Here is a 17,248-nt window from a genome sequence, read left to right on the forward strand (position 1 = left end):
TGGATTTTTGTATAAATATACGTTATAATTAATAAAAATTCAAAAAGGGAGAGATGAATGATGAGCAAAGGGAAGGTTGTTCTAGCATATTCTGGGGGATTAGATACCTCTGTTTCTATTAAATGGCTTCAAGATAAATATGATTATGATGTTATTGCACTGGGATTAGAAGTTGGTGAAGGAAAAGATTTAGAATCACTAAAAGAAAAAGCGTTGCAAGTAGGGGCGGACAAAGCTGTTATTATTGATGCAAAAGAATTATTGGCAAACGAATATTTATTACCAGCGCTTAAATCGAATTGTCTATATGAAGGAAAATACCCCATATCTTCTGCGCTATCGAGACCATTAATTTCGAAATTATTGGTTGAAGTAGCTGAAGAAGAGGGCGCAGTAGCTGTTGCACATGGTTGCACCGGCAAGGGAAATGATCAGGTACGGTTTGAGGTATCCATCAAAGCTCTAAATCCAGACTTGGAAGTCATTGCTCCTGTACGTGAATGGGGGATGAATCGGGATGAAGAGATTGCTTATGCAAAGGAGAAAGATATTGAGGTCCCAGTGAATGTGGATAAACCTTATTCCATTGATGCAAATATATGGGGTAGAGCTTGTGAAGCCGGTGTTCTTGAAAATACATGGAATGAGGCTCCGGAAGAAGCCTTCGAATGGACGGCCTCAATTGCAGATACTCCTGATGATCCCGAATATGTCGAAATCGAATTTAAAGAAGGAAAACCAATCGCATTAAACGGGCAGTCATTAGGGATGGTTGACATTATTGAGCAGTTAAATGATGTCGGTGGTAAACATGGTGTTGGAAGAATTGATCATATTGAAAATCGCCTGGTCGGCATTAAAGCCAGAGAAGTGTATGAAAACCCGGGTGCGTTGATTTTAATTAATGCACATAAGGAATTGGAATTTTTAACGTTAACGAAGGAAGTTACACAATATAAAGCACAAATGGATCAAAAAATGACCCAGCTTGTCTATGACGGCCTGTGGTATTCCCCATTAAGAAATGCGTTGGCAGCATTTATGGATGAGACACAGAAAAGTGTTAATGGAAAAGTGAAAGTGAAGCTGTGGAAGGGGACGCAAATGGTAGTGGCAAGAGATTCAGCCAATAGCTTATATAATGAAGAATTAGCAACCTATTCCCAAGGGGATATGTTTGATCACGATGCAGCAGTTGGTTTTATTAAGTTATGGGGACTCTCGACGCAAGTACATTCCCAAGTAAACCAGAAAAAAGAAGCGATAAAGTCTGGGAAGTAAATTTGTAGATGCACCTAAGCAGGAAGGAGTTGTACGATGGCTAAGCTATGGGGTGGAAGATTTACCAAAGAAACGAATAAACTCGTTGAGGAGCAAACAGCTTCTATTTCATTTGATCAAACGTTAGCGAATGAGGATATACAGGGAAGTATTGCTCATGTACATATGCTCATGTCTACTGCTATTATAACCGAAGAAGAAGGGAATACGATTATATCCGGATTGGAGACTGTGCAAACAAAGCTAGAACAGGGAGAGCTTACCCCTTCCATCGAAAATGAAGATATCCATATGAATATTGAAAAATTTCTCATCGATGAAATTGGACCGGTGGGTGGAAAACTGCATACGGGCCGAAGTAGGAATGATCAAGTGGCAACGGATATGCATCTGTATTTACAAAAGCATACCAATGAATTGATCGAACTTGTTCAAGCGACACAACAAGCCATTTTCAATCAGGCTTCTGAACATGTAGATACCATCCTTCCTGGCTATACCCATCTACAAAGAGCGCAACCGATATCTTTTGCGCATCATTTATTGGCCTATTTCTGGATGCTCCAACGGGATAAGGAGCGTTTTGAGGATAGTCTGAAGCGGGTTAGTGGATCACCTCTTGGATCGGGGGCACTTGCCGGGACGACATTTCCTGTTAATAGGGGACAGGTGGCAAATGAATTAGGTTTTGATTATGTATATCCAAACAGTATGGATGCAGTCAGTGACAGGGATTTTATTCTCGAGTTCATGTCGGCGGCTTCTATTATGATGATGCATATTTCCAGGATGGCAGAAGAAATGGTCCTTTGGAGTAGTCAAGAATTTCAATTTATCGAGCTAGATGATTCGTTTTGCACAGGTTCCAGTATTATGCCACAGAAGAAAAATCCGGACGTACCGGAATTGCTCCGTGCGAAAACTGGACGTGTGTATGGTAATTTAATAGGTTTATTAACGGTTTTAAAGGGCCTTCCGCTTGCGTATAATAAAGATATGCAAGAGGATAAGGAAGGGATGTTTGATACGGTTGATACCTTGGAGCATTCCCTCATGATGCTCGCCCCGATGATTGACACTATGACAGTAAAGACTGCCAACATGAAGCAATCTGTTTCAGAGGATTATTCCAACGCTACGGATATTGCGGATTATCTCGTGACCAAAGGGATGCCTTTCCGTGATGCGCATGAAATCATCGGGAAAATTGTGCTACACGCGATTGATAATGGAAAGTACTTGTTAGATCTAAAACTGGAAGAATATAAGGATTTTAGTGATCTGTTTGAGGAAGATATTTATGACGTGCTGGCACCAGAACAAGTTGTAGCAAACCGACATAGTTATGGGGGACCTCGCAACAACAAGTGAAGGAACAGCTTGAGCTGGCGGCGGGATTTTTATAGGAAATCAGACATACTGCAGGACCTTGCCGATGTGATTACCAGGTTGTATCAAAATCGAATGGATTAACAAGTTCTTTTACAAAGCGTCATGTGCGGATAGCCGCATGTGGCGCTTTTCTTCATTGCATAGGAAAATGGGAAAAGGAACTGGGGTTATCAAAGAAATGCTGAAAGGATCAGGTACACGGTTACGCAAAAATCACAGAACGATGTACGAGAGAGCGTCTCTCAGGTACACGGTTACGCAAAAATCGCAGAACGATGTACGAGAGAGCGTCTCTCAGGTACATGGTTACGCAAAAATCGTAGAACGATGTACCAGAAAGACATTCGACTACGTTTTTTCAGCCGATTTATCATAAGCTGGTAAGACAACTACGTCTTGATACTTGATGTCTGAACGAACCGTGCGGGCGAGGTGGGAGCAATATATGATATGATGATAGGTAGGGACGATGAGGAGGGAATGTATGCACTTCTGGGTGTGGTTCGGATTATGGCTGGTTGCTTGGGGTGGTGCTGTTTGGTACAGCACGCAGCAGCAAGCGGCAGATATTAGCTACCTATTGCTTATGGCTGCGGTTTTCTTTTCTATCTTCTTTTTCACCTCTATAGCAAGAAAAAGCTATCCGATCTTATGGCTGTTTTTAATCGTGATCATCACATGTAGTGTTGGCTGGCCAAGGGATGCTGACGTGAATCCGTTTGTGATGATCATGTATACATATGCCTATATTGCGATGATTGAACGGGTAAGCTCTAAGATGGTGTACCTGCTGGTTAGTTTACTGCTATTGGCCTTTTTCATCACTACGGTCGGTGTTATGCCTGGCTCCGTCACGCTATTGATTGTTCTGTCTGCGTATTTGGGAACCTACTATTACCAGCGTAACAGCAGGCGGCTGGTGGATCTAGAAGTGTGGTATCAAGCCTTATTACAACGATACCGCAGTACCAAACGTGAATCAGTGACGCGAGATCAGCATGCCAGGCAGGAGGAACGCGTGTCGATTGGCAGGGAAATCCATGATCGTGTCGGACATACCTTAACGAACTTAGTGATGCAGATTGAAATCTTGCGTATGCGGGGTGACTGCAAGGAACTGGATGATTTAAAAGTGTTGGCCCAGGAAAGTTTATCGGAAACAAGGAAGGCAGTCAGGGCAATGCGTGAGGATAATGCAACCGGTCTTTCTGCTATTATTCATCTGATTCGTAAACTGGAGGCAGAGCAGTATATGTCCATTCAGTTTTCGCTGAGAAAGAATGCGCTATCGGTCCTATTAACGCCGGAACAAGCAAGTATTATCTACCGGGCTATCCAGGAAGCGATGACGAATGTCATGCGGCATAGTCCGGGAAAGGAAGCGATGATCGTGCTGGAAGTCCCCGGTCAGACACATTTTCGCTTTGAAGTGAGCAATCCGGTGGAACACCAAATGGACGTAAAGGAAGGGTTCGGTTTGCAGTCGATGCGGGAGAGATTAGCACAATTAAATGGTCATTTAGAGGTGCAAACCTACCAGCAGCAATTTATTGTCCGAGGATTGTTTCCATTGAAGGAGGGTACAGAATGACCGATATTTTGATTGCCGAGGACCAAGCGATTGTACGGCAAGGGATCAAATTAATGCTGGAGACAGAACCCCTTTTTCATGTGAAAGGGGAAGCCAAAAACGGGAAAGAAGCCGTGCAATTACGGGAACTATCCCATTTTGATGTGGCATTATTGGATATTCGTATGCCGGAGATGGACGGCTTACAAGCGGCCAGAGAGATGCTGGGCCGCTTTCCGGCGACGAAGGTGTTAATGCTTACGACGTTTAACGATGAGGAGTATGCGATCGAGGCATTGCAGATTGGAGTGAGCGGTTATTTGTTGAAAGACGCCGAGGCTACACAGCTGATTCAGTCGATTAAAGGTTGTCTAGCAGGCGGGCTGCAGCTGCCGGGTGATGTAGCGAGCAAAGTAGTTCCCCATTTGCTGGAGAAGAAAAAACCGAAACAGGAGATGGACATCATCCATTTGACAAAGCGCGAGACAGCCATTTTGTGTTTGCTGGGAGAAGGCAAAAGCAATAAAGAAATCGCCGATACAGTGGCGCTTTCGGTGGGCACGGTAAAGAATCATATTAGTCAGTTACTTGATAAATTGGATCTGCGTGATCGGACGCAGTTGGCGATTTATGCGATTCATCACGGATATGTCTAAAAAAAGGTGTAGCGGATTTCTACGTTGGCTCCAAAGGTTCGATGCGCAAGACATAGAAGTACAGGTGTGACGATGGCGCGATGATTTATGCACACAGATTAAAAATATGACGGAGGTCATGGTTTTTCCAAAAAGTAATGACGAAGGGCAGTGTTCGCACTGTCCTTTTTCGCTTATACTAAAATACAGACGGAAATTGCAAGTAGGGAGGGAGTAGCAATGTTAGAAACAGCTTCATTGCGTAAGGTATATAAGAAAAACACAGCGGTGGATGATGTCAACTTTTATTTGCAAGAGGGGGAATCGGTGGGCTTGCTTGGCCCGAATGGCGCGGGCAAATCGACACTTATTTCGATGATGTCAACTTTGCTGAAGCCCACATCGGGTACGGTGATGTGGAATGGGCAGGATATACTGCATTCACCCAATATTATCCGGCCGATACTTGGTGTCGTACCACAAGAAATTGCCTTATATAAGGAATTGTCGGCCTATGAAAATGTGAAATTCTTTGGGAAAATTTATGGCATTCGCGGGAAAAAACTGGAGTCACGTGCCCAAGAAGTGCTGGAATTAGTTGGGTTGGCCAACCGGCAGAAAGAGCAAGTGAAAAATTACTCGGGTGGGATGCAGCGGCGGGTTAATATAGCGGTTGCGCTGCTACATGAGCCGGAGGTTATGATTATGGATGAGCCAACCGTAGGCATTGATCCGCAGTCCAGAAGTTATATCCTGGAGATGGTGAAACGGTTAAAAGAAGAACGTGGGATGACGGTACTTTATACCTCTCATTACATGGAAGAAGTGGAGCGGCTTTGTGATCGTATTTATATTATGGATCATGGCAAGGTGATTGCGACCGGTTCTAAGCAGGAACTTGTAAGTATCTTGGCGACAGAGGAGAGCATTCAATTAGAGGTGGAACAGTTATCCGAACCGTTCATGCAAGCATTAGAGCGACATGATTCTATTTTAAAAGTAACACAAAGTGATAAAGGTCTCACCTTAATTGTTGCAAAAAACAGTCGGCCGTTAGCCACTATTTTTCGAGAGGCTGAGGAACATCAAGTCATCGTTCATGGTGTGAATATAGCAGTACCTTCATTAGAAGACGTTTTCCTGCATTTAACGGGACGAAAGCTGCGAGATTAGGAGGGAGAGACATGCTTGATTTTTTCTGGAAAGATGTCAAGTTAATGTGGCGGGACCCCACAGAACTGCTTATGCTATTAGCCATGCCATTTATTTTAATTGTGATATTGGGGTTTGCTTTAGGAGGGGTGATGAATAACCCATCCATTGAACTACATGTTGCCATGGTAGACCAAGATGATGAAGAGACAGGTATGGAGCGGTTCGAACGTGATCTCGCATCAGCGTCATTACCAGCAGAACTTAGCGAAATAGCGGCGGAGATTGCACCCAAGTCTATCCTGCAACAGACCATGGAAGAGGATCTGCGCGATGTATTGACTGTAACGGCTATGACAGAGGAAGAAGCAGTCCGTGCTCTGGAGGAAGGAGAGGTGGAGGCGATCCTAACCATTCCTGAAGCATTTAGCTATGATAACTTGCGACATATGCTATTAGGGGAATCGGTCCAAACCACCCTTTCGATAAAAAAAGCAGCCGAAAGCCAGTTATCGGGTGATATTTTTCAAAATATGATTGAACAATTCGTGCACACGATGAATCTGCAATCGTCTTATGCAAACATTGCGATGGGGGAAGAGCCAGATCTGGCCATGGAAGAAGTGAGCAGACAGGAGACGGTGACTGAACGGGATCCAATATCGTCTATGGAATACTACACGATTGGTATGGCGGTCATGTTTGCCTTCTTTGTTGCTTCCACCATGTCGGCGAAGAGTAAAAATGAGTTGGAGGAAAAGGTGGTTAATCGTATTCTGTTAACCGGACAGCATCCTTTATCTTATTTGATGGGGAAGGTCATGGCTACGATAGTGATCGCGTTTATCCAAGTTTCTCTTATTATTTCATTATCATCGATTGGTTTACAGGCGTTTCGACCGTATGAGGGGGATATCATCGCAAAGATGCTGCTTATCTTACTATTATATGCCTTAGCGGTAGGTGCGCTTGGCAGTCTGATGATTGCGTTGACGGTCCGCTTTGAGGCGCAATCGTTACAAGAAATATTCTCGGTGGGTGTTGTAACGATTCTGGCGATGTTAGGGGGCAGCTTCTTTCCGACAGCCGGTTTGCCTGACCTGGTTAAAACATTAGGGGCATGGACGCCAAACGGGGCAGCGATGAAGGCGTTTATGCTGACGAATCAAGGGTTGCCTATGAATGAAATTGCCCCTTATTTAGGAAGATTAGTTCTATTTGCGCTAGTTATCTTCCTCATCAGCATCATGGTCTTTCCGAAAAGGAGGGTGCAGGCATGATAGATATCTTTTTATTACAGTGGCAGCGTTTAAGGCGGCGACCTTTTATGGTGCTTGCGATGATTGCGATGACGGTTGTCTTCATCATGTTTATCGGGGGTTCGAATACAGGGGAGAACCAATCATCTATTCCCGTTTATGTTACCGAAGAGGTGGATACTCCTACGCAAGAGGCATTAATGGAGGAATTGCAGACGCTGGAAGGATTTCGTTTTTATCTAGATGAATGGAGCAATATGAAAGAAGAGGTGGCCCTGGGTGATGTGGTCTTTGGCGTAGAATTGGCAGCGGAGCACTATACCTTTTTAATTAGTACGGAAAATGAATATCAAAGCTTGGTAGACAATCATTTGCGCACGATTTATCAAGAGAAATTACTGGTAGACCAGCTGACAAATGAAGTAGATAGAGAGGCGTTAGCTGCTGAATTGGAAAACCCGCCAATTGAAGTGAACAGTGAGACAGAAGGCATCCAAGGCTCGTCCTTAAATGATCAGCTGCACGTGTTGTTTGGGATGACCCTTTTCTTTGCTATTTATACGATTGTCTTTAGCCTAGGGGAAGTAGCAGAGGAAAAACAGCGTGGCAGTTGGGATCGGCTGATTCTATCTCCTGTGCGCAAATGGCAGTTATATGTAGGTCACGTAAGCTATGCGTTCGTGATTGGTTACCTGCAAATCTGTTTCGTGTTTCTGATGTTTGCATTCGTCTTTGACATAATGATTGGTGCGTCTTGGCCTGCAGTGCTGTTGATTGCGGCTTGTTATACCCTTGCGATTGTGTCCTTGGGCATGTTGCTGATCGGTCTTGTGCAAAAAGCCTCGCAGTTGAATGCGGTGATTCCCCTTGTAGCCGTTAGTATGGCAATGCTGGGAGGAGCTTATTGGCCGTTGGAAGTAGTAAGCAATAACATTGTACGGATGGTTGCGGAGTTGATACCTGTTAAGCATGCGATGGAGGCGCTCAAGGATGTCACGATGTATGGAGAAAGCTTGTTGGATGTCACTCAGCCCTTGGCGATTTTATTGCTGATGAGCGTCTTATTTATGGGGGTTGGGATTAATTTGATGGAGAGAAGGTAAGCTATGCTGGCGTCCGATGCGGGGAACCAAAGTGCTGAAAACTGGACGCGTCTATGTCTTGCCACATCGCCCGCCATAAGCACGAATAGTATTATGTGCTAACCAGCCCTACTTATGATTTGAAATAGATCCAACTTCTCATCTAGAAATAGTACCGCAATGTTATTTTTATCTCGCTCAAAATAGAAAATGAATCGTTTTCAAGAAGCAGTGAATGAATATGAGCAGGAGCCATTTTAGGAGAGCAGCGTTCAATGACTGAAAACGCCATTTTATACCAGCAAAAAGTTCAAGAAGCGCTCTCTTAGTGGTCCAAATATCATTTTATACTAGCAAGGATTCTCGATTTCATAAAAGCGACTCATCAAAAAACTGTCCGCAGATGTAACTTTGTATTTTGTGGGCAGCTTCTTTGCCTTGAGGCGCTCCTTCTTTTCATTGATTTCCAGTTTCTGAGAAATTCAAAAGAACCTAGAATTAAATATGATTTCATTACATTTGTGATTGAAAAAGCGCTTGCCCTATATTAGTTGTATCGTCGATGGAAATTTGAGATAATTTCTACTACTACTAGAGGTGCAGTTTAGTTTCTGAACCGTAGATGTTGGTAAAGATTCGTAAATTTATGATACATGCTTTATGGTCTATTGAAAAAGGGGGGAGAAAGATGCCTTTAAACGTAGGGGACAATATTACATTTGAACGACGTTTTACTGAAAAAGATGTTGCATTATTTACGCAAGTATCAGGGGATGAAGGCTCTCATCATGTTACTCCTGATGAAAAGGGAAGACTGGTTGTTCAAGGATTATTAACGGCAACACTGCCAACAAAAGTAGGTGGGGATTATAATGTAATGGCTCGTAATATGAACTTTGAGTTTTTAAGACCTGTATTTACAAGTGATACCATTACATGTGATGTGGAAATTGTAAAGTACGAAAAGCAACCAAATGACCGAACAGCTATCATGGCAACTTTTCTATGTAAAAATCAGAATGCAAAAGAAGTATTAAAAGGGGATTTTTCAGGAGTAATTCTGTAAATTTTTCTTCCTTTTCCTTCAACCATCAAAACGATAGATAAGCAGCCCACATTACCAAAAGGGGAGAATGGGGGCTGCTCGTATTGACATGAAGCATTGTTGCGTGTACAGAACGTATTTATAAATACGTTTCAAACCAACGACAAATATGGTTCAAGCGTTCCATTCGCATTTCCGGTTTTCCGCTTCGGCTTAATTCGTGACTTGCATCCGGGAAACGGACAAATTCAACATTTTTGCGCAAATGTTTCAGTGTAGTAAATAACTGCTCCCCTTGTTCTATTGGACAGCGATAGTCCTGTTCGCTGTGTAAAATTAATAATGGTGTTTCCACATTTTCTGCGTATTTCAGTGGAGAGAAATTCCATAGTTGCTCAGGATCTTCCATTATATTCTTACCAAGTTCCCATTTCGTGAAAAAGTAACCAATGTCACTTACGCCATAAAAGCTTAACCAATTACTGATGGATCGTTGGGTTACTGCAGCTTTAAAACGATTAGTGTGCCCAACAATCCAGTTGGTCATAAACCCGCCATAACTTCCTCCGGTTACACCAAGTCGCGTGTCATCAATGAAGCTATAGTTTTCTAGCGCATAATCAACGGCGCTCATTAAGTCGGTATAATCGCCCCCACCGTAATCAGAACGAACAGCGTCTACATATGCTTGCCCATATCCATAACTCCCTCTTGGGTTGGTATATAGTACCACGTATCCCTTCGCTGCCAGTAGTTGCATTTCGTGGAAGAAGGATCGGCCATACATCATATGTGGTCCACCATGAATCTCCAGTATGAATGGATATTTTTTACCTTCTTCAAATCCGTATGGACGTAGGAGCCATCCTTGTATTTCCCAGCCATCTTCTGCAGTGGCGGTTAACGCTTCCGGTTCAACGATTGCTACTTCATCCAGAAATGTTGCATTCGCATTGGTTAGACGCTTCAATTCATCGTCATTTTTCAATTGATAAAAATTACATGGGTTGGTTGGTGTACTGATTCCAAGAATGAATGTTTCTGATTCAGCATCATAGGAAAACCCAAATACATGATTATCCTTTTTATAACGTACGTTTAAATCACCATCTACGGTTACTTGGTAGAGGCCGGTCGCACCAAAATCACTAGCGATAAAGAAGATGCGGGTTTCATCTTTTGACCAAATCGGACCCGTTGTAGAATTTCCCAGTCTCATGTCACCAATCATGACATCACCAAGTTGCATATCCCACGCTTCACTGAGGCAAGTGCGCCTGTTTGTCTCTACATCGAATATATAGAGCTCATTCTGTGTCGCTCCGGCATGTGTATATTCATGACCAAAGCAAGCAATTTTGTCCCCATTTGGAGAAAAACTGGCACTATGATATACGCCTTGTCCATCCGTAAGTTTGGTTATCGTTTTGGTTGATCGGTGAAATAGGTATAAATCATTCGTATTTTCATAATCTGCATCTTCATTTAAGTTAGCTGCAAATAGGATAGTATTGCCATCAGGTGAAATATCCTGATAAGTGTGATCCGCATCTTCGGTTGTTAACTGGGTGATTGTATCGTTCTCTGTATCAAATAAAATGAGTTGGGCGCGTTTAGTATCATGAAAGCCGTTGGCATCTGATTTATGATCTAGACGTTTTATCACTAGTGGCTGTTTCTTTTGTGTTTCCTTTTCTTTTTGACGTTCTTCTTTTGATGGTTCCGTTTGTCTTTGTACGTCGTCATCCGCATCCAGAGAAGCACTGAAAATGATGTATCTCCCGTCCTTTGACCAATTAGGATTTCCTGCACCATTCTTAAACGTTGTTAATTGTCTTGCTTCTCCTCCATCTGTATAAAGCATCCAAAGCTGCATAAGCCCACTTCGATTGGATTGAAATACAACCTTCTTACCATCAGGTGAAATGCTGGGGTTGCTATTCTTACCATCACCAAATGTCCATTGCTTTGCTACGTCTTCATTCAAATGTTGAAAAAACAGATGAGATTCATAGTCATTATTATCATTGATAGTTGTTGAAACATATGTAAATGCATCCCCATCCGGGGTGAACTTGGGATCACTGAATACATCAATTTGTGTGATGTCAGCTGTTGTTATTGCTCGTTTTGAATCGCTCATTACATTACCTCCAATAGGATTAGATTTACAACTATAGTAAACGAGTTCACGTTATGAATCAATCAAATTGCTAGAATTTTCTTTTTCTAAAACGGTAAGAAAATGACATGTTTCCTTCGAGGAAAGAAAAAAGCTAGCTAATTTTCCAGGTTATTAGATTAAAAATTTGGCACCTGGACGGAAAAAGATTCCGATAAGGTGCCAGTTCTTCTAATGTTTCATGCTACGTTCTTTAATAGCTGCATCTTCTACATAAGCTTCCTGCAATTGTCTTGTTACGTTGCCGGGTTTTCCGTTGGCAATCTGCTGGCTATCCACGTGAACAATCGGAATAATTTCCGATGTACTGCTAGATAAGAAAAGTTCATCAGCAAGTGGGATATCCTCGATGGAGAATCCCTCCTCATGAAACGGAATGGAAAGGTCTTTGGCGAATTGCTCAATACGCATGCGAACACAACCGTGTAGAATTTGATAGGTAGCCGGATGTGTGTAAATTTTTCCATCTTTAACCAAATACACATTTGATGAACTGCATTCTGTTACCATTCCATCTTTGTGCAAGATAGCTTCATAGCTTCCTTGTTCTTTTGCCTCCTGCTTTGCAAGCACATTTGGCAGTAGATTCAAGCTTTTAATATAGCAATATTCCCAGCGAACATCGCGCTTTGTGATCACTGAAACCCCATTTTCTAAGTTAGTGGTATTACGGGGTGCATCCGAGATATAGGCATATATATTTGCAGGTACATCTACTGGAAAAACATGATCACGCGGTGCCGAACCACGAGTTATTTGTAAGTAAAGCTTCCCATCTGTTGTCATATCATTTCTAGCCAATAATTCGATTAATAAATTGGTAAGCTCTTCTTTTGTTGATGTAATCTTTATTTTTACAGCTTCTGCAGAGCGATAAAGACGATCCACATGCTCGTTTAATAAGTAATATTCACCATGATAGATTCGAATAACTTCATATACACCATCGCCAAATTGCAAGCCACGTTCTTCATATGGATAGGTTAAATGGTCACGATGGGTAAAGGTTTCTTGTGCCATAATAATCGGATAAACGGACATAAAATCAATAAACCTCCTTTAAATATAAGCCTATTCTATATCTATTTTTAAAAATTGTAAATGAATTTTAGAAACGCGAGTGACAAACATCATTGCTCTCGATTGAATGAGTTCATTATAGTAATAAGGGAGAAGGGTGGGATTATGGTGGAACCTTTACTAAAAAGATTAGATACCTATGATTATGATATGCTTATAGCTCATTCGAAGTTAACCGAAATCAAAAAAGGAGCGTATATCTATACCGAAAAAACGCCTTCCAATTATTTATATTTCATACATCAGGGAAATATACGCATTTTAAAAGAAATAGGAGATGGAAAAGAGATAACTATTTTCTCACGATGGAAAGATGATATTTTTGGAGAAATGGGAGTTTTCAGTGGAGAAACATATTCCACTACAGCAAAAGCTCAAAAAAATTCCTTTATCTATTATATTAGTAAAGGGAAACTTAACGCTCTTCTTGCGCAAAACGGTAGAATGAGCTTGCAATTTACCAAATGGGTTGCAACATCCCTGGAATCAAGTAACGCCAAAATGCGTGATTATGTTGCTTTTGGATCAGAGGGGGCTATCGCTTCTGTGTTTATTCGTTATTCGAACATGTATGGTATCGTAACAACAGAAGGGATTTGTATTACCGAGCCTGTTAGGATAACAGATATTAGTAAACAAATCGGAATCTCTCGTGAAACAGTCAGCCGTGTAGTGAAAAAGTGGAAGCAAAAAGGAATTATTAAAAACGATAACAAATATTTTTTGATAAAGGATATGCATTATTTCCGAAAATTGCTAGGTTGTCAATATTGTGGTGTGACGAATTGTGTTATTTAGGGGAGTATATGTAGCAATCTTTTCTATTATTTTGTCAAAAAAAGTGAAATTTCCTGTTGCTTTGTGGAAAAGGTCTTGTTATAATTAAAAATACGTTATTAAAGATGAATGTTACGTATTACATACGGATGTGCGGGTGTAGTTTAGTGGTAAAACCTCAGCCACGAGCAATTCTCCCACCGAATACGCTACGAGTTGCCCCGAAGTACAAACAACTTTGAATATGCTAGAAGATGTAGGGGCATGACAGGGCGTAAACAAATTTATGTTATCAGACTCATAAATACGCGGGTGTAGTTTAGTGGTAAAACCTCAGCCTTCCAAGCTGATGATGTGGGTTCGATTCCCATCATCCGCTCCATACATATGTCCTAACGCAGTGTTTCGTATATTCATACGAAGCATTGCGTTTTTATTCGTCTCGAAATTATGGTTCTACAATATATGTTGGGGTGTGAATCATTTTCTGAATAATATAAAGCACGCGAGCTCCTTATTTGTTAAACTGAAGTTAGCGAAAAAACAGATACAAAAGGAGTGCGTGCAATTGAATTCTAACATTCATTTACCAGGATTTGAAGCCTTTACGATCCAAAAGTCAGAAGAAGTTGACGGCATCTATTATCTTCATGTTGATAGGGAAGTAAAAAACCATCGTTGTCCGGCTTGTGGTGCTTATACATCAAATGTCCATGATTACCGGGTACAAAAGATTCAACATACCCGTATATTTGGCAGACAGGTTTATGTTTTCTATCGTAAGCGACGCTATGTTTGCCGATCCGGTTGCGGGAAGCGTTTTTATGAGGATAACCCCTTAGTGGAGCGTTATCAGCGACAGTCCATGGAGATGAAACAGGCCGTAGCGATGGAGCTTATTCACGGAAAAAGTTTCAGGGATGTTGCTCATCGATTTGATACATCCCCAACCACCGTTATTCGACGGTTCGATTATATTACGGCCCCGCTGTTGGATGAAACACAAACATTACCGGATGTGATTGCCATTGATGAATACAAAGGGGATGCCGGTGGAGAAACATATCAGACGATTATTGCCGATCCCGTAAATAGAAAACCGTTGGAAATACTGGCAGACCGTAGGAAAGAAACGGTAAAGAATTATTTACGGAAACATGGTGAACGCGTAAAGATGGTCGTGATGGATATGAGCCATTCGTTTAAGGCCGCTGTTGATCAAGCTTTGGGGCATCCTATTATCATCGCGGATCGCTTCCATTTTTGTCGGTATATCTATTGGGCTTTAGAAAGGGTCAGAAGACAGGAACAAAATGCTTTTGATGATTATGATCGCAAAAAATGTAAACGGATGAAACATGTATTTTATAAACAGCCGGAGACATTAACAGACAAACAAGCCTGGTATCTGGAACGATACTTACAAAAATCCGCCTATTTGAAACGGGCTTACCAACTTAAAGAGGCTTATCGATTATGGTTTGAGACAGCTAAAGAGAATGGCTCGAAACACTTGGGTGCAACGAAAGCGCATCTTTATGAATTCTATGACCTAGTTCGAGAATCGGGTGTTACGGAATTTGAACAGGCTATCGGGACCCTGCAGAATTGGCAGAAGGAAATTATGAATACGTTTGGTTTTGAACTGCATAACGGCTATATTGAGGGGATTAATAACCAAACCAAGGTTCTTAAGCGTAATGCATTTGGCTTTAAACGATTTGATCGCTTTCGGGCGAAGGTATTACTGCATCATCAATATAAAAAGCTGGATATTCGGGTGGCATAATAATAAGGAGTGAGCATACGCTCACCCCAACATTTGACAGAGAACCGAAATTATAAAATGTTTGCTTGAGATTACTAATTATAAATAGAGAGGCCACGTTTAGCTTCAAGCGCCAAACTTTAGAATCAACATGAGCGTGCCTAGGAATTTCACGTCGCTCCAATCTCTACGTTTTTTTAAGCAGGCACTTCTTCGCTTTTGCCCTTTTACATCCGCATGACTTGAATTTCCTGTTTCCAACATAGTATTCTAAAAGGAAATAAACTAGTATATTTGAGGGGTTTTCATGAAAAAGTTATTACAGCAACTAAAACAACTGGATAATAAAAGTTATAAAGCGTACAAAGATATACAGGGGAAGTACAGCTATAATCAATTTGATTTATTTATCGATTACGTGCAGGGGGATCCTTTTGCCACACCATCGAAAATACGTGTGGTTATCCCTCGCGAGCAGCGCAATGTAGAAAATGACTGGCTCAAGACTACATCAAGAAAAACTGCTACCGAAGATGCATTTGCACGGATCGTTGGCAAAACGATTGCGAATTCTAGGTTTACCATTAAAGGATCTGGTAAAAGTGGAGCGATTCTTTTTGATAGTCCTGGTCAGGAGGTATTGGAACGAAGCGCTGTACAAATAAACGCAGCAGCGATTACGGTATGTATTTCTGTAGGCCTTCCTGCTAATGGTCGTCGTATCAATGGAAGGGAAGCAGAGAAATTATTTTCTCAAGCCATTCCAACGATTATACAAAATTCCATTTTCACGATGAAAGATGAACAAATCATCCAGGCTATAGAGCTCGCAGATAAACAAGATGCGATTCGAGAAGAGATGCGCAACAACAATTGGATTGCTTTTATTGCAAATGGATCAATTTTACCGCGGGCAAGTGGTATTAGCAATCGACCGTTACAAAAAGCAATCCCTTTTCAGAGCCCGAAAGAAAACGAGGTGGCTGTGACTATTCCCCATCAATCTGAACCAATAAAGGGAATGGCGATAAAAAAAGGAATCACGTTAATTGTTGGTGGTGGTTATCACGGGAAAAGCACAATCTTGCAGGCAATTGAACGTGGCGTATACGCGCATGCGTTAGGGGATGGCCGCGAGTATGTGATTACAGATTCTGATGCTGTTAAAATCCGTGCAGAGGACGGTAGACAAATTACAGGGGTGAATATCTCCCCATTTATTACGAATTTACCTCATGGGCAGGATACGCAATTTTTCTCCACGGAAAATGCGAGTGGTAGTACGTCCCAGGCTGCAAATGTGATGGAAACATTAGAAGCTGGTGCAACGTCATTATTAATTGATGAAGATACGAGTGCAACAAACTTTATGATTCGTGATCACCGCATGCAGCAATTGGTGAAAAAGAATAAAGAGCCAATCACGCCTTTTATTGATAAAATCAAACAAATGCGTGACCAGCTTGATGTATCAACCATACTGGTAATGGGCGGTTCCGGGGACTACTTTGCAGTGGCTGATTCGGTTATTATGATGGAAGCGTATGTCCCATATAACGTAACAAGTAGAGCGAAGGAAATCATGGAAAGCGATCCGTTGAAACGGGATGCATTCGCAGATGAAGCATTTGGGGATGTTACGAATCGCTATTTTCAGCAAAATACCCTGCAAACAAAAAAGGGGAATAAGGCTAAAACACAGGCCAAAGGTTTAACAAAAATTATTATGGGAAAAACAGATATTGATTTTGACGATACCGAACAATTAGTTGATGCCTCGCAAACTAGGATGATTGCGGAAATTATTCAGTTTCTGGATCGTACAAATGGCTTGCAGCATAAATCAATGCATAAACTCTTGGATGAAGTCGAACAGCAAATGGATAAACAAGGGTTAGCTTCGTTCACGACATTTAAAAATCAACATCCCGGCGATATTGCTCGCCCGCGCAGGTATGAAATCGCGGCTGTGTTGAACCGGATTCGTACGGCAAACGTTCAGCAAAGATAGAAAGGAGGTACGCT

The 17,248-nt window shown here is 41.8% G+C and carries 13 protein-coding genes and 1 tRNA gene; 12 read left to right on the plus strand and 2 right to left on the minus strand.

Annotated elements, in window-relative coordinates:
• Positions 1-60: 60 nt before the first annotated feature.
• The 8 genes from KFZ56_RS07880 (at position 61) to KFZ56_RS07915 (ending at position 9,437) form a co-directional block, all read left to right on the plus strand.
• Complete coding sequence (locus KFZ56_RS07880; protein WP_222641359.1) at positions 61-1,281, plus strand: argininosuccinate synthase; 1,221 nt, start codon at positions 61-63, stop codon at positions 1,279-1,281.
• Positions 1,282-1,317: 36 nt separating this feature from the next.
• Positions 1,318-2,652 (plus strand): argininosuccinate lyase, encoded by a 1,335-nt coding sequence (gene argH, locus KFZ56_RS07885; RefSeq protein WP_222641360.1) that lies wholly within the window; start codon positions 1,318-1,320, stop codon positions 2,650-2,652.
• Positions 2,653-3,157: 505 nt separating this feature from the next.
• Positions 3,158-4,264: a sensor histidine kinase gene (locus KFZ56_RS07890; RefSeq protein WP_222641361.1), complete on the plus strand. Its 1,107-nt coding sequence runs from the start codon at positions 3,158-3,160 to the stop codon at positions 4,262-4,264.
• Positions 4,261-4,899: a response regulator gene (locus tag KFZ56_RS07895; RefSeq protein ID WP_222641362.1), complete on the plus strand. Its 639-nt coding sequence runs from the start codon at positions 4,261-4,263 to the stop codon at positions 4,897-4,899. Before KFZ56_RS07890 ends, KFZ56_RS07895 begins: the two co-directional genes overlap by 4 nt.
• A gap of 219 nt (positions 4,900-5,118) precedes the next feature.
• Entirely contained in the window at positions 5,119-6,051 is a 933-nt protein-coding gene (locus KFZ56_RS07900; protein WP_222641363.1) for an ABC transporter ATP-binding protein, read from the plus strand.
• 11 nt (positions 6,052-6,062) lie between these two features.
• Positions 6,063-7,310, plus strand: a complete 1,248-nt coding sequence (locus KFZ56_RS07905; protein WP_222641364.1) for an ABC transporter permease — start codon at positions 6,063-6,065, stop codon at positions 7,308-7,310.
• On the plus strand, positions 7,307-8,392 hold the full coding sequence (locus KFZ56_RS07910; RefSeq protein ID WP_222641366.1) for an ABC transporter permease: 1,086 nt from the start codon (positions 7,307-7,309) through the stop codon (positions 8,390-8,392). The genes KFZ56_RS07905 and KFZ56_RS07910 overlap by 4 nt, the downstream gene beginning before the upstream one ends.
• Positions 8,393-9,059: 667 nt before the next feature.
• Positions 9,060-9,437 (plus strand): hotdog family protein, encoded by a 378-nt coding sequence (locus KFZ56_RS07915; protein WP_222641368.1) that lies wholly within the window; start codon positions 9,060-9,062, stop codon positions 9,435-9,437.
• 118 nt (positions 9,438-9,555) lie between these two features.
• On the opposite strand, the gene KFZ56_RS07920 is transcribed toward KFZ56_RS07915, so the two are convergent.
• Together KFZ56_RS07920 and dat are read right to left on the minus strand one after the other, a co-directional pair.
• A complete protein-coding gene (locus tag KFZ56_RS07920; RefSeq protein ID WP_222641370.1) occupies positions 9,556-11,559 on the minus strand; it encodes a S9 family peptidase in 2,004 nt (667 codons plus the stop codon).
• Positions 11,560-11,769: 210 nt separating this feature from the next.
• Complete coding sequence (dat, locus tag KFZ56_RS07925; protein WP_222641371.1) at positions 11,770-12,639, minus strand: D-amino-acid transaminase; 870 nt, start codon at positions 12,637-12,639, stop codon at positions 11,770-11,772.
• A gap of 144 nt (positions 12,640-12,783) precedes the next feature.
• On the opposite strand from dat, the gene KFZ56_RS07930 reads away from it, so the two are divergent.
• From KFZ56_RS07930 to KFZ56_RS07945, 4 genes are all read left to right on the plus strand, one after another.
• Positions 12,784-13,476 carry a Crp/Fnr family transcriptional regulator gene (locus KFZ56_RS07930; protein WP_255584929.1) on the plus strand — a complete coding sequence of 231 codons (693 nt, stop codon included), beginning with the start codon at positions 12,784-12,786 and terminating at the stop codon, positions 13,474-13,476.
• 287 nt (positions 13,477-13,763) lie between these two features.
• Positions 13,764-13,837, plus strand: a tRNA-Gly gene (locus tag KFZ56_RS07935).
• Positions 13,838-14,017: 180 nt separating this feature from the next.
• Positions 14,018-15,244 carry an ISL3 family transposase gene (locus tag KFZ56_RS07940; RefSeq protein WP_222640277.1) on the plus strand — a complete coding sequence of 409 codons (1,227 nt, stop codon included), beginning with the start codon at positions 14,018-14,020 and terminating at the stop codon, positions 15,242-15,244.
• Positions 15,245-15,530: 286 nt separating this feature from the next.
• Positions 15,531-17,234, plus strand: coding sequence for an ABC-ATPase domain-containing protein (locus KFZ56_RS07945; protein ID WP_222641372.1), 1,704 nt, complete (start codon positions 15,531-15,533; stop codon positions 17,232-17,234).
• Positions 17,235-17,248 lie beyond the last annotated feature (14 nt).

This window comes from Virgibacillus sp. NKC19-3 (assembly GCF_019837165.1).
GTDB classification, from domain to species: Bacteria; Bacillota; Bacilli; order Bacillales; family Amphibacillaceae; genus Virgibacillus_L; species Virgibacillus_L saliphilus.